11 protein-coding genes are annotated in these 14,245 nt (G+C 60.8%); 7 read left to right on the forward strand and 4 right to left on the reverse strand.

Annotated elements, in window-relative coordinates; translation table 11 throughout:
• Positions 1 to 31: 31 nt before the first annotated feature.
• Positions 32 to 574, reverse strand: a complete 543-nt coding sequence (locus ACXAH0_RS23260) for a GcrA family cell cycle regulator (RefSeq protein WP_475183846.1) — start codon at positions 572 to 574, stop codon at positions 32 to 34.
• A 479-nt stretch (positions 575 to 1,053) separates the two neighbouring features.
• On the opposite strand from ACXAH0_RS23260, the gene ACXAH0_RS23265 reads away from it, so the two are divergent.
• From ACXAH0_RS23265 to ACXAH0_RS23285, 5 genes are all read left to right on the forward strand, one after another.
• A complete protein-coding gene (locus tag ACXAH0_RS23265; RefSeq protein ID WP_475183850.1) occupies positions 1,054 to 2,253 on the forward strand; it encodes an acetylornithine transaminase in 1,200 nt (399 codons plus the stop codon).
• Positions 2,250 to 3,179, forward strand: a complete 930-nt coding sequence (argF, locus tag ACXAH0_RS23270; RefSeq protein ID WP_475195452.1) for an ornithine carbamoyltransferase — start codon at positions 2,250 to 2,252, stop codon at positions 3,177 to 3,179. Before ACXAH0_RS23265 ends, argF begins: the two co-directional genes overlap by 4 nt.
• A gap of 12 nt (positions 3,180 to 3,191) precedes the next feature.
• A complete protein-coding gene (locus tag ACXAH0_RS23275) occupies positions 3,192 to 4,166 on the forward strand; it encodes an Hsp33 family molecular chaperone (protein ID WP_475195453.1) in 975 nt (324 codons plus the stop codon).
• A 270-nt stretch (positions 4,167 to 4,436) separates the two neighbouring features.
• Positions 4,437 to 5,876, forward strand: a complete 1,440-nt coding sequence (locus tag ACXAH0_RS23280; protein WP_475183859.1) for an efflux RND transporter periplasmic adaptor subunit — start codon at positions 4,437 to 4,439, stop codon at positions 5,874 to 5,876.
• Between the two features lie 14 nt (positions 5,877 to 5,890).
• Positions 5,891 to 9,298, forward strand: a complete 3,408-nt coding sequence (locus tag ACXAH0_RS23285) for an efflux RND transporter permease subunit (protein ID WP_475195456.1) — start codon at positions 5,891 to 5,893, stop codon at positions 9,296 to 9,298.
• Between the two features lie 53 nt (positions 9,299 to 9,351).
• Here the strand turns inward: ACXAH0_RS23285 and ACXAH0_RS23290 are convergent, their stop codons facing one another.
• Entirely contained in the window at positions 9,352 to 9,996 is a 645-nt protein-coding gene (locus tag ACXAH0_RS23290; RefSeq protein ID WP_475195458.1) for an alpha/beta family hydrolase, read from the reverse strand.
• Positions 9,997 to 10,129: 133 nt separating this feature from the next.
• Here ACXAH0_RS23290 and ACXAH0_RS23295 point away from each other — a divergent pair, with 133 nt between their 5' ends.
• Positions 10,130 to 11,005, forward strand: a complete 876-nt coding sequence (locus ACXAH0_RS23295; protein ID WP_475195478.1) for a sterol desaturase family protein — start codon at positions 10,130 to 10,132, stop codon at positions 11,003 to 11,005.
• Here the strand turns inward: ACXAH0_RS23295 and ACXAH0_RS23300 are convergent.
• A complete protein-coding gene (locus ACXAH0_RS23300) occupies positions 10,977 to 11,816 on the reverse strand; it encodes a transporter substrate-binding domain-containing protein (RefSeq protein ID WP_475195460.1) in 840 nt (279 codons plus the stop codon). The two genes, ACXAH0_RS23295 and ACXAH0_RS23300, sit on opposite strands and share 29 nt — an antisense overlap.
• Positions 11,817 to 12,236: 420 nt before the next feature.
• Complete coding sequence (locus tag ACXAH0_RS23305) at positions 12,237 to 12,452, reverse strand: hypothetical protein (protein ID WP_475183868.1); 216 nt, start codon at positions 12,450 to 12,452, stop codon at positions 12,237 to 12,239.
• Between the two features lie 139 nt (positions 12,453 to 12,591).
• Between ACXAH0_RS23305 and ACXAH0_RS23310 the strand changes: the two genes are divergently transcribed.
• Positions 12,592 to 14,223 carry a hypothetical protein gene (locus ACXAH0_RS23310; protein ID WP_475195482.1) on the forward strand — a complete coding sequence of 544 codons (1,632 nt, stop codon included), beginning with the start codon at positions 12,592 to 12,594 and terminating at the stop codon, positions 14,221 to 14,223.
• The last annotated feature ends 22 nt before the right edge of the window (positions 14,224 to 14,245 follow it).

The raw sequence follows: 14,245 nt of genomic DNA on the forward strand, positions 1-14,245 counted from the left end.
GGGCTTTTCTCGTTTAAAAGAAGGTGGGGCGTCAGCCGGCCTTCGCAATCACTTTGCGGTCGCGGCGGCGGTCAGCGACCGGCTGGTAGGCGATCTTGCAGTGATGGGTGCAATAGGGAACACCGGCTTCGGACTGGCGGCCGCAGAAGTAGAAGTCGTCCGTCGCCGGGTCGCCGATCGGCCATTTGCAGGTGCGCTCGGTCAGCGTCAGGATCGTGGCACGCTGGGAGATCGGCACCACCAGTTCGGCCACCGGCTCTGGCTTGATCTCTGCAACGGGCGCAGGGGCTGTATCCGCCTTGAGCGCCGTCGCCCCAATTGTTTGCGGCGGCTGCTGGGCCGGCTTCTTCGGAGCTGAGCTGGTGTTGGTGTTGCTGGCGGTTGCAGAGCGCGGCCGACGGGGCTTGGTGCTTGCGCTTGAGGTCTTTGCCCGCCCGGACAGGCCAAGCCGGTGAACCTTGCCGATCACGGCATTCCGGGTGACGCCTCCAAGCTCGCCAGCGATCTGGCTTGCGCTCAAGCCGTCACCCCAAAGTTTCTTGAGGAGTTCAACCCGTTCGTTTGTCCAACTCATTGCCCGCACCTTTTATTGCGGCCTCTGCGGCCATTAACCCCGTATTAAGCATGCTGGTGCATGCCTAAGTGTGGCATATCTAGTATCTTCGAGTGATTTGCCTTACGAGATGTCGTGTCTGATTGGTCACAGATTACAATAACGTTAATTTGTGAGGCAACCATTGGGCCCAAACCAGTTGGGGATGAAGGGACTTTTCCCCAAGTATGGCGAGGGTATTGAGAATTTTACGAATTCTGTTCCGGTGACTCTACGTATGCGGCCTGGCCGCAGGCCCATTGACAGATAATGGGGCGGCCAGTGTATAACGGAACCGCAACGTGCCGCCTCTCAGGGGCGGCACGTTGCGTTTTGGCCTTGTGCAGGTCTGACGGTGTGCGCGTGCACCGCAGCCAGCCTGCCGGAGCTGAAATCCCTGAAAACCGCCAGTCCCTGCCACACTCGACAGCGCGGGGACGGCCATGGAGTTGAATGAGGTTATGTCCGCGACCGCACTGTTTGGGAATTACGCAAGATCATCCCTGAGCTTTGATCACGGGGAAGGTGTCTGGCTGGTGACCAAGGACGGCCGACGATACCTCGATTGCGGGTCCGGCATCGCTGTGAATTCCTGCGGCCACAGTCACCCGCATCTGGTCAAGGCGCTTCAGGAACAGGCGGCGAAGCTCTGGCACATTTCCAACCTGCACCAGATGCCCGAGGGGGAACGGCTGGCGCAGCGGCTGGCGGATGCCTCCTTTGCCGACAAGGTGCTGTTCGTGAATTCCGGGGCCGAAGCCATGGAAGCGGCGATCAAATGCGCCCGCCGCCATCAATATGACAAGGGCCATCCGGAACGGTTTCACATTGTCACCTTTGAAGGGGCTTTCCACGGCCGTACCATCGCGACGATCGCCGCCGGGGGGCAGGAGAAATACCTGGAAGGCTTTGGCCCCAAGGCGCCCGGTTTCGACCAGGTGCCGGCGGGCGATCTGGATGCGCTCAAGGCGGTCATAGGCCCCCAGACAGCGGCCATCGCGATTGAACCGGTTCAGGGCGAGGGCGGTATCCGGGAAATCCAGCCGGACTTTCTGCGCGCCCTGCGCAAACTGTGTGACGACAACGGCCTGCTGCTCATTTTCGATGAGATCCAGACCGGCATCGGCCGGACGGGCAAGCTGTTTGCCCATGAATGGACCGGTGTCAGCCCGGACCTGATGGCGATTGCCAAGGGGATCGGCGGCGGTTTTCCCATGGGCGCGTGCCTGGCGACGCAAGAGGCTGCCGGCGCGCTCGGGCCTGGCACTCACGGCACCACATTTGGTGGCAATCCGCTCGCCATGGCTGTTGGCAATGCGGTGCTCGACATCATTCTTGAAGAGGGCTTTCTGGGCGAGGTTCAACGCAAGGGCCTGAACTTCAAGCAGAAGCTTGCCGGTCTGGTGGACGGCCATCCGGATGTGCTGGCGGAAGTGCGCGGCAGCGGACTGATGCTAGGTCTCAGATGCGTGGTGCCCGTGGGCGAATTTTCGGCTGCGGCCCGGGAGGCCGGGCTCCTGGCCGTTCCGGCCGGTGACAATGTCCTGCGGCTTCTGCCGCCGCTGACAATGAGCGAAGACGAAATTGCGATCGCGCTGGAGCGTCTGGAACAGGCGGCGCAGGCGGTTGAGGCGAACTTGGTGGAAGGAGCGGCCGGATGACCGCACATGCAGCTTACCGGAATTTTCTCGACCTGACGGACCTTGAGGGCGACGAACTGCGCGCCATTCTGGAAACCGCAAAGACCATCAAGGCAAACCGCAATGGTGTGCGCCCGGGTGAGGGGCCGCTGGCCGGCAAGGTACTGGCCATGATTTTCGAGCAACCTTCCACCCGGACCCGCATTTCCTTTGATGTGGGCATGCGCGAACTCGGCGGCGAAACCCTGATGCTGACCGGCGCGGAAATGCAGCTTGGCCGGGGCGAGACCATTGCCGACACGGCCCGGGTTCTGTCCCGGTTCGTCGATGCAATCATGATCCGTATTCTCAGCCATGAGGATCTGACGGAGCTGGCCGAATATGCCACGGTTCCCGTGATCAACGGCCTTACCAAAGTGTCCCACCCGTGCCAGATCATGGCGGATCTGATGACGTTTGAGGAACACCGCGGGCCGATCTCCGGCAAGAGTGTGGCATGGACCGGCGACAGCAACAATGTTCTGGCCTCCTGGGTGCATGCCGCGCCGCGGTTTGATTTCGAACTGCGCATTGCCACACCGGCCGAGCTGGCACCACCCCAGGACCTGATCGACGCCGCGCGCGCCAAGGGTGGTTCCATTCTTGTGACCACAGACCCATATGAGGCCGTAAAGGGAACCGACTGTGTCGTGACCGATTGCTGGGTCTCCATGGGCGATGATGACAGCGAGAGCCGTCACAATCTTCTCAGCGCCTATCAGGTCAACGAAAAGCTGATGGAAGAAGCCAACGCCCGGGCAGTGTTCATGCACTGCCTGCCGGCGCATCGCGGCGAAGAAGTCACAGCCGAGGTTATGGACGGTCCCAATTCCGTGGTGTTTGATGAAGCTGAAAACCGGCTCCATGCCCAGAAAGGCGTTCTGGCCTGGTGTTTCGGCAAAGGATAAGGCAAGGCCGACGTGGCATTCAATCTTGAGGAACTGGGGATTGCCCCCGCAGGGCTGGACGCTGTCCGGCCTTTTGCCGTGGAAGGGCTGGACGTTCGGGGGCGCGCTGTTGCTCTTGGCCCGGTACTGGAAGCCATTCTGGAACGGCATTCCTATCCGGAGCCTGTCTCCAGGCTCCTGGCCGAAGCTATTGTTCTGGCAAGCCTGTTGGGGACATCGCTGAAATTCGATGGCCGCTTCACACTGCAGACCCAGACGCAGGGGCCGGTGTCGATGCTTGTGGTCGACTTTGCCTCGCCGGATGCAATGCGTGCCTGCGCCAGCTTTGACGAAGACCGGGTCGCAGCGCTTGTGGCCGCAGGCAAGGCGACGCCGGAGGCGCTCCTTGGCCATGGCCATCTGGCCATGACCATCGACCAGGGCCAGCACATGCAGCGCTATCAGGGCCTTGTGGAGCTGGACGGGATTTCTCTGGAAGAAGTCGCCCGCCGCTACTTCGAACGCTCTGAACAGATCCCGACCGAAGTCCGGCTTGGGGTGGGAGAGCTGTTCACCCGCCAGGAAGGCGAGGGCCATGCCAGAACATGGACCGCAGGCGGGATCATGGTGCAGTTCCTGCCCGAGGCGCCGGAGCGGTTGCGTCAAGCGGATATCGACCCCGGGGATGCCCCGGAAGGCACTGAAGCGCCCGAAGTTGCGGAGGATGATGCCTGGGTGGAAGCCAAGGCGCTTGTCGACACCGTCAAGGATGTGGAACTGACAGACCCGGAAGTGAGCGTTGAAATGCTGCTGTTCCGGCTGTTTCACGAGCGTGGGGTGCGGCTGTTCAACCCCCAGCCGCTGGCAGACAAGTGCCGCTGCTCCCGCGAGAAGATTGCCTCCGTCCTGTCCGGCTTTTCGGCGGAGGAAGTGGAGAGCATGACCGTTGACGGAAAGATTGCTGTCACGTGTGAATTCTGCAACGCCAAATATGAGTTCGATGGCTGATCTCAATCTACCGTTTGGGTAGAATATGCACTGATTGCATAAACAGTTCAGATCCTTGGGGCTGGATGTGATGGCCCTTCCGGGCAGAGGGATCTGTCCGCAAAGACAGCTTAAGTCTGCGCAAACAGACACATTTCGTTACACTTTTCACGCCCCATTTGCGGTTTCTACGCAGGTCCGGGGTTGAATTTTGCGGTGCGAAATAAAACTATCCGTCAATCATTGACATAAAGACACCCGCAGTCCCTTTTAAAGCCCGGTGTACCAAACATGCTGCAAACGCTTCCCCAGGAAACCGGACCCCAGGAAACCGGACCCCAGAAAACCGCAGACAAGCCGGTTTCAGACGTTCTTCCGCCGCAGGCTCCGCAACCGGGCGAAGGCTGGCGGCGGACGTTGCTGATCCTGAAGGCCCTGCTCCAGGCACTGATCGCCTTTGCGATCCTGATCGGGGCGTTTATTGGCATGAATGCACTGGTGGCAAGCAAGCCAGAAGTGCCGAAACAGGCCATCCGGGAAAAAAGCTATCCCGTCGAGACGCTGACCCTTCAAAAAGGGGACTATGCTCCGGATATCAATGTCTATGGGGAAACCACGGCGGGCCGGGAAGTGGAACTCAGGGCCCTTGTCGGCGGTGAGGTGAGCCAGATTCACCCGAATTTGAAGGCCGGCGGCTTTGTGGCCAAGGGTGACCTTCTGGTGGCGATCGACCGGTTCGACTATGAAGGCGCTGTCACGGAAGCGGAGGCCAATCTGGCGGAAGCCCATGCTGCGCTTGTGGAAAGCCAGGGGCAGGTGGTTCTGGAACGGGCCAATATGGCGCGGGCGAAGGAACAGCTGGAATTTGCCACACGCGACTTGCAGCGGGCAGAGGATCTGGTCAACCGCGGCGCGGTAACGGAGCGGACCGTCGACGACCGGCGGCTGCTTGTGTCCCAGCGCCAGCAGGCGCTTGAGCAGGCTCAAAACACGCTGACCCTTTATGAAGCCAAGGTCGAGCAGCAGAAAGCGGCGGTCAAGCGCCTGGACTGGCGCCTTGAAGATGCAAAGCGGCAGCTTGAGAACACGGTTCTGCGCGCCCCGTTTGATGCCATTGTGCGCTCCGAAGCGGCGGAGCCGGGGCGGCTGGTGAGTGTGAACGATTCTGTGGTTTCGCTTTACGCGGCCGATGAATTTGAGGTCCGTTTCACCTTGTCGGACAACCAGTATGGCCGCCTGGTTGCCGACAGCGGCACGGTTGTCGGTCGCCCGGTGCAGGTGACCTGGTATCTGGGCACCACCCCGGTTACCTATCAGGCGACGGTGAGCCGCATCGGTGCGGATGTGGCCAGCACGCGCGGCGGGGTAGAGCTGATTGCCTCCATCGACAGCTCGGATGCGGCTGTTCCCCTTCGCCCCGGCGCCTTTGTCGAGATCTCCCTGGCTGATGAAACCTACCATGACAGTTTCCGGGTCCCGGAGACCGCCTATTACGGCGAGGGCAAGGTCTATGTGGTCAAGGACAGCCGGTTGGAGCCGCGCAAGGTGGAGGCGCTCGCCATTGACGATGGCAACATCATCGTGCGCGGCAATCTGACTTCCGGTGAGACCCTTTTGACCACCCGGATCCCGGAAGCCGGCAAGGGGCTGCTGGTGGAAGACGTCACCAGCACCGACAAGACGGCGGGCCCGGCAGCCACGGCGGAGCGCCGTGACACCACCGCCCGCTGACGGAGGCCGCCATCATGCGAGAGATACAGTCACGCGGCTTTCTGGAAATGATCGTGCGCCATGCGAATGCGGCGAACCTGATCATGGCGGTCATGGTGCTGTTCGGCGCGTATGGCCTTGCCAAGCTGAACACCCAGTTTTTCCCGACCATCAAGACAGACCGGATTTCGGTCACCATCGACTGGCCCGGGGCCAGTGCGGAAGACGTCGCCTCCAACATTCTGGAAGTGATCGAGCCGGAGCTGCGCTTTATCGACGGTCTGGACGAGATTGTGTCCTATGCCCGTGAGGGGGCGGCTTCGGTGCAGATGGAGTTTCTTGAAGGCACCAACATGCAGCAGGCGCTTTCCGATGTGGAGCAGGCGGTCTCAGGTGTCACAACCCTGCCGCTGGATTCCGAAACCCCGGTGATTTCCGCGTCCACCTTCACCGACAGCGTGGCGACGCTTGCCCTGCGCGGGCCGTTTTCCGAACAGGCGCTGAAAGTGTTTGCCCGCAAGATCCGGGATGACCTTCTGGCTCGGGGAATCGACAAGGTCGAGCTTTACGGCTACCGCTCCCCGGAATATCTGGTCGAGATCCCCGAACGGGAGCTGCGCCGTCTGGACCTGACCATTGCCGGTGTAGCCGAACAGATTGCGGGCAACACGATTGACCTTCCGGCTGGGAAACTGGACGGGGCGGTGGAGCGCCAGATCCGGGCCCTGTCGGAGCAGCGCTCGCCGGAAGCGGTGGGCCGGGTCGAGGTGAAGTCCTATTCCTCCGGGGAAAAGACGCTGGTGAAGGACATCGGGGTTGTCACCCGGGACTTCAATTCCACCGAGAACCAGGGCTTTTCCAAAGGCACCCGCGCCATTGAAATCAAGATCCTGCGCACGGAAAAGACGGATACGCTCAAAGCGGCCAAGATTGTGGATGACTATCTGGCCAAGGAAACCAGGGAACTGCCCAAGACCCTGGAAATCCTGACATATGACGTTACGGCCGACGCGGTGAAGGGGCGGATCTCCCTGCTGGTGGAAAATGGTCTCAGCGGCCTTGTGCTGGTGGTGGCCATCTTGTTCCTGTTCCTGAATGCCCGTATTGCGCTCTGGGTGGCCGCCGGCATTCCGGTGGCCATGATGGCGACGCTCGGGATCATGTGGCTGATGGGGGAAAGCATCAACATGATCTCCATGTTCGCGCTGATCATGATGCTTGGCGTGATCGTGGATGATGCGATTGTGGTTGGCGAGCATACGGCCACCCGACAGGCCATGGGCGACCGGCCCGAGGATGCCGCTGTCAACGGCGCGACCACAATGCTGGCCCCGATCTTTGCCGCCAGCCTGACCACGATTGCCGCTTTCCTGCCGATCCTGCTGGTGGGCGATGTGCTTGGCCAGATCATGTCGACCTTGCCAGTCGTGGTGGTCGCGGTGGTGATCGCCTCCTTGATCGAGTGTTTCATGGTGCTGCCCGGCCACCTGTCCCATGCCCTGGGCAGCCGGCCGGGCTGGAGCTGGTGGCGGGTTGTTATTGTTGCGGGCGTTCCCGCCTTCTTCCTAAGCGCGTTGGTGTCTCAGCCGGATATTTCCGTGCCGCCCTATCTCGACTTTATCGATGATCCGCTGCGCAGCTTCCGGAACGGAGCCGGGGTCTTCGCTTTCGAGATGGTTCTGGTCAGTGTTTGCTTCCTGCTGGCTTTGGCGGTGGAATCCCTGCTCATGGCCCTGCGCCGCCGCAAACAGCAACAGGAGGCGCCGGACCGGCCGAGCTGGTTCCGCAGAGGTTTTGATGCCGGGTTCAACTGGGTGCGGGACTATCCGTTCCGCAGCTTCGTCACGCTGGCGGTCAACTGGCGCTATGTCACGCTGGCCGTTGCCGTTGCCGCCATGGTGCTGGCGGTCGGGCTTGTGCGTGGCGGCCGGGTCGGATTCACCTTCTTCCCCTCGCCGGAGGCGGAAAACCTGACCGCGTCGATCTTCTTCCATGCGGGTATTCCCGAAGCTCAGGCCATTGCCGGGATCAACACGATTGAACAGGCGCTGAAACAGGCCGAGGCAAAGCTGACAAAGGGCTCCGGGGAAAAGCTGGTTGATGCAACCTACGCTACGCTTGGCAAAGCCGGCAACAATCATGGCGACAATGTTGCCAACATCACCGTGCAGCTGACCCGCTCGGAAGAGCGTTCCATCCGCACGCCGGACATCGTGCGGGCCTGGCGCGCTGCCCTGCCGTCCATTCCCGGAACCTCGCGTGTGGCGGTGGCCGAGCGCCGGGGCGGGCCTCCGGGCCGGGATCTTGATATACGTCTGAGCGGGGCGCGCTTAAGCGTTCTGAAAGAGGCCGCGCAGGAGCTGCAGCAGGAACTCTCCGCCTTTCCCGGCACCAGCGCCGTTGAAGATGATCTGCCTTATGGCAAGCCGGAGCTGCTGGTGGAGCTGACCCCGCGCGGGCGGGCGCTCGGCTTCACGGTTCAGAGCGCGGCCCGCCAGATCCGCAACGCCTTTGAGGGCAATATTGCCAGACGCTTTGCGGAAGGGGACGAGGAAGTCTCGGTGCGCGTGAAACAGGTGTTCGATGCGGACGGCACCGCCGCCCTCAGGCAATTGTCCCTGCGCACCCCGGCGGGGGAATTCGTGCCGTTGACGGAAGTGGTCAAGCTGACCGATGCCCAGGGCTTTTCCATCATCCTGCGCCGGGACGGCAAGACCGTTGTGACGGTGGTGGCCGATGTGGACAGCACGGTGACCTCCAACAACGAGATCATCGCGGAATTGAACAAACAGTTCCTGCCCGATCTGGCGCGCAAATATGGTGTGGACTATTCGTTTGCGGGCAAGGCAGAGGAACAGGCCAACGCGTTTTCGGATCTGTTGACCGGTGTTCTGATGGCCATTGCCGGGATCTACATCATCCTGGCGGCAATTTTCGGCAGCTATGCCCGGCCGGTCGTCGTGATGTCGATCATTCCCTTCGGCATCGTGGGGGCAATTGTCGGCCACTATGTCATGGGCTTCAACCTGACCATCTTGAGCATGATCGGGCTGCTTGGGCTCGCCGGTATTCTCGTCAACAACTCGATCATTCTTGTGGCCCGGTTCGAGGAGCGGATTGCGGAAGGCGAGGGGCTGGACAGCGCGGCCATCGGCTCAAGCTGCGACCGGCTGCGGGCGGTGCTGCTGACATCGATGACCACAATTGGCGGCCTGCTGCCGCTGATGTTCGAAACCAGTCTTCAGGCCCAGTTCCTGCTGCCCATGGCGATCACCATCGTCTTCGGCCTGTCCTCGGCCACCGCTCTGGTGCTGGTGCTGGTTCCGGCGCTGTTAAAGATCGGCGATGACATCGGCAGCATCATCTTCGTGCGCAAGCACCACACCCCCAGCAGCCATCAGGGCCCGGCAGGGGGCGGGCGCGGCCTGACACCGGCGCAGTAGCCGGGTCCGGCGAGACGGGCGGAGCCGGGCTCAACGGCCGCATCCGCCCGTTTCTAAAGCGTTGCTGCGAAGGCGGCAGTGGCTTCTGCCGCCTGTCTGATATTGCCGTCCAGCGTGGCCGGGGATTTGCCGCGCGGGCCAAAATCGTGGTTGCCGTCTTCCAGATAGGTCAGGCGCACATGGCCGGGCAAAGGGACCGCGTCCAGCTCGGATTTCGAGCCGAACGGGTCCCGGTCCCCTTGCAGGATCAGCACCGGACGTTTGGCCTCTTCCAGCGGCGGCAGCCGCCAGTCGGCTTCCGGGCGGCCCGTTGGATGGAACGGATAGCCAAAACAGCAAATGCCTTTCACCCGGGCAGGCAGCGACCCGCCGCCGCCCAGCATGGCCGCCACCCGGCCGCCCATGGATTTGCCGCCCAGGAGCAGCGGGCCCTCACACTCTGCCATCAGCTCCTGCAGGGCGGTCTGAAACTCGGCAATCAGTTTGTCCGCCCGGGGCGGGGGTTTTTTGGGGCCGCCGGTGCGCCGGCCGGCCATATAGGCAAATTCGAACCGGGCCACTGCAAGGCCTGCCTCTCCCAAGGCGCCCGACAGCATGTTCATGAAGGTGGAATCCATCGCGGCGCCGGCGCCGTGGGCCATCAGCAGCGTGGCAGTGGGGGCGGCATCGGGACGGCGGGTCCAGAGAAACTCGGTCATGGGGATGTGATCTGTCTGCGGTTCAAAAGGGCGTGGTCCGGCGCTAGGGTGGGACCCGATGTGCCTGCGTAGCGGGCCGGGCTCTGCTTGGCAAGCCGCCTTGCGCGGGGCGCGCGGGGTTCAAAAGGGGACTGTGACCTTGGACGGGATTGGGATCGACCAGATGCGCATGGCTGCCTTTGGCGGCGTGTTTTTGCTGATGGCGCTGCTGGAAGCGGGGCTGCCCAAACGGCAACGCAAGAGCAGCCGATGGAGGCGCTGGCCCGCCAATTGGGGGCTGATCCTTTTGGATTCCCTTCTCGTCCGCCTGGTCTTTCCCATCGGCGGGGCTGGTCTGGCTCTTCTGGCGCAGGACAAGGGCTGGGGTCTGTTCGCCCTGTTGGACTGGTCCGCTTGGCTGGCCGGGGTCTTGACCTTCCTGGCTCTGGATCTGGCCGTCTGGGCCCAGCATGTTGCCTCCCACAAGGTGCCGCTTTTCTGGCGCATCCACCGGGTTCACCATGCAGACAGCGAAGTGGATGCCACAACGGCCCTGCGCTTTCACCCGGCTGAGATCCTGCTGTCTTTCCTTTGGAAAGGTGCCGTGATCTGCGCCCTTGGCGGGCCGGTGGAGGCGGTGCTGACGTTTGAAATCGTGCTCAATGCCTCGGCGGTCTTCGGACACGCCAATCTGCGCCTGCCGGGGTCTTTCGACAGGGGCTTGCGCTGGGTCCTTGTCACGCCGGACATGCACCGCATTCACCATTCGGTGATCCGGCGGGAGACCGATTCCAATTACGGCTTTTATCTCTCCGTCTGGGACCGGCTTTTCGGCACCTACATCGAGGCCCCGGAAAAGGGCCATGAGGGGATGGAAATCGGCCTTGGCCCTGCCTTGACCCCGAAAGCCCACAGCTTTGCCTTCAGTCTGAGCATGCCGTTTTTGAGGACCGGCACGGCGCCGGAATGTCCTGCCGAAGCCGGTCAGGACCAGAAGGCCCTCAATAAAAGCTCAGCGGAAAATATCTGAGATAGAGTTCCCGGTAGATGCCCTTCTGGTGAAGCTGGCGGAGCGCGTAGTTGAGGGCGGCGGCCCGTTCCGGATCGCTGGAGCGGGTGGCAATGGCCAGGCCCTGGTCAAAATAGCCGGGCTCCAGCCAGGGGCCTCCGGCAAACACGCAGCAGTTTTCTGCCGCCTCGCTGGGCAGCCAGAAGGCCAGGCTGAGCCCGTCGCCGAAATGGGCATCCGCCTCGCCGGTCTTCACCGCCTCGCGGGCGGAGGACACGCTGTCCAGTGCCAGAAGCTTCGCCTGCGGAAAGAAACGCTTGGCGAAGGCCTCGTAGCGCGAGCCGGCCACCACGGCGATGGCGGTTCCGTTCAAGGCCTGTTCGTCAAAAACGCCTGCCTTGTCCCTGGCAACGACGAAGCGGGCCGGGAGTTTCAGATAGTCATCGGTGAAGTTCAGTTGCCGGGTGGAGGGCAGATCGCGGGCCAGACCAGAGATGACAGCATCGCCTTCCTCCTCGTCCAGAGCAGCCACGAGCACTTCGAAGTCCTTGATCCTGAGGGCGCAGGAACTGCCAAGTTCCTGGCAGAGCGCGCGGGCCAGATCCACATTGAAGCCGGTCAGCCGTCCTTGCGGGTCACGGAAGACAAACGGCGGATAGGCATCGCTTGCCAGAAACTGGATCTTGTCGGGAATGGAGGCCGGCCGGTCCTGGACCGCCTTCGGGTCCCAGAAATTGGGCACCCGTACACCTGGGTCCTGGGCATGGCCGGGCGGTGTGGGCAGAAGAAAGAGAAGAACCGAAAACAGGAAAGCGGCCGGAAACGGCTTCATGACTGTCAACTCTTGCAACCGGTTGCGCCCTGTCGTCCACGGGCGCCTGAAAGGCGGTTATGCGGTCCGGGCGACTCGGGCCATCAAGGCCTGACCATAGCCGAAAACGGCGTGCAACGTCACGCGCGCAAATGGCTGTTCCATGGAAAGAACCGCCTTATGCCCTTTCTGGACCTTGCGCCTCAGCCGAAAGCGTACTTTCCGGTTGCGTATGATATGTCCCTTCTGGCAGGAACATCCGGTCAAGTGCGATCTGCGCTAGTGTGGTGAATTTGAAATACGCCTCATTTTATCAATACCCGCCGGAGCGTATTGCAAATTCGCAAACCACACTAGAAACCTGAACTTTCTAGTCGCCTTTTGAATCTGAAGTTCGTTCGAAGCGTGCCGGGAAATGTGATGAACGTCAGAGTCAGGTGACTAGCGCAGATCGTCCTTTTCAAGATCGGTGAGGCTGATCCGGTCGGCCATCTTGACCAGCCAGTTCAGGGTCTTTTTCTGTTCGGTGTCGAGTGTGTCGATTTCGGTAATCTTCAAGATGGTCTGCCGGTGGGTGTTCCACGCCAGAAAGAAATCAACCACATCTGTCACGTCGTCGATGAGGGAGCTTTTTTCAGTCAATTCACGCGCTCGCATGTCTGGTCCTTACAGCGCGAGTTTAGTGGGTCTTCCCTGGCTGTGAGTGTGAAAAAAGTGTGAGCCGCTTGGAGAGTTGCTATAAGTTTGTTCTATAGAATTCGTACTTTTCTCGAGGCAATGGGGCATGCGCGCAAAAGTGTTGGAAATCAGCCTGTTCGGATCCTGTATCGTCCGCTCAGTTGAGCCCGGCGCGTTTGAAATCACGGGCAAAAAGCCCCGTGCGCTGTTCGCTTTGCTGGCGACCGCCCCCCATGGCTGCCGCAGCAGAACATTTCTTCAGGAAACACTTTGGGGGGCATCCTGTTACGACACTGGCCGTCAGAGCCTGCGCCGGGCCCTGTCCGACATCAAATCGGCCATGGGGCCATATTATGCTCAGCTGATCACGACCAACAATTCCGAGGTTACTCTGGATCTGGGGAAGGTCACATTCTCTGGCCGTCCCGGACAAGGCACTTTTCTCGAAGGGCTGGATATCCCGACGCAGGATTTTGTGAATTGGCGAGAGACGATCCGGTCCAATCCGGATCAGATCAGTTCCCTGTTCCGTTCTCCCTCTGCTTCGGTCCCAAGGCCACCGGTCCCCTCGGTCACGGTGGTGCCGCTCCTGAGCGTTGAAAGCAATCCTGAACTTTCGATTTTGGGAGACTGGTTTGCAGAAGAAATCTGCCGGTCCTTGTCGCGCTCCAACCTGCTTGCTGTGATTTCGCATCTGTCGAGCCGGGCTTTGGCCGGACGCCAGATCGATATCGAAGCAGTCAGGTCGAAACTGTCGGTTGACTATTGCGTTTGTGGCAGTATCCGGCAGGCCGGAGACGAGGTGATTACCGATGTCGACTTTCTGGATGCGGAAACGGGGCGGATCTTGTGGACCCGTCAGTTCAGCAGCAGGCGTGCCGATTTTATCAATCATGCCGGTGAGGGGCTGACAAACGTTGTAACGTCGGTCGGCAACGCTATTGCGACGGATACACTTCGCTATATTCGGGGCCGTCCCATCTCCGAGATTGCAGACCATAGGCTTCTTATGGCCGGGGTGAGCCTGATGCATAAGTCGACCTTGCGCAACTTTGCTCAGTCCCGGGAGTTGCTTGACGAAGCGCTCCGCCGTTCGCCGCGGTCGGCGGAGGTGCATGCCTGGCGTGGTAAATGGCACGTGCTCAGCGTGGTCAATGGCTGGAGCTCTGACACCCTGAAAGATACGAAAAGCGCTGTTAGCAGCACGGCGAAGGCGCTTGATATCGACCCAGACAACGCTTTTTGCCTGACAATCGACGGGTTCGCACATAACAATCTGCTGCGCAGACTGGATGTGGCTTCAAGCAGATATGAGAATGCGCTGGAGGAGAATCCCAACGAAGCGCTGTCTTGGCTACTTCGAGGCGCGCTTTTGGCTTTTCAAGATTCCGGAGGACAGGCCGTCTATGCGGCCGACAAAGCCCGCCGGTTGTCTCCCATTGACCCGTTCAGATACTTTTACGAGTGCTTGAGCGCCACAGCCTATCTAGCCTCTGAAGATTATGAAACGGCCCTAAAATTTGCCAACAGTTCATTAGATCGAAACCAAAGGCATCTGTCGACTCTGCGAGTGAAGATAACGGCTTTGTATTTCTTAGGTAGGGTCAACGAGGCTAGCGTTGTTGCTGATGAACTTCGGCGGAGGCAGCCGAATTTCTCGGTCGAAGGATATATGCGCGCGCATCCTGCAGCCGATTATAAGAGTGGACAGAATGTTGCGCGTGCACTGCGTGCGGTTGGTTTTCAGTAGTTGATTTCTCAAGGGAGGCGTA

Source organism: Roseibium sp. AWQ4_290, from assembly GCF_056160985.1.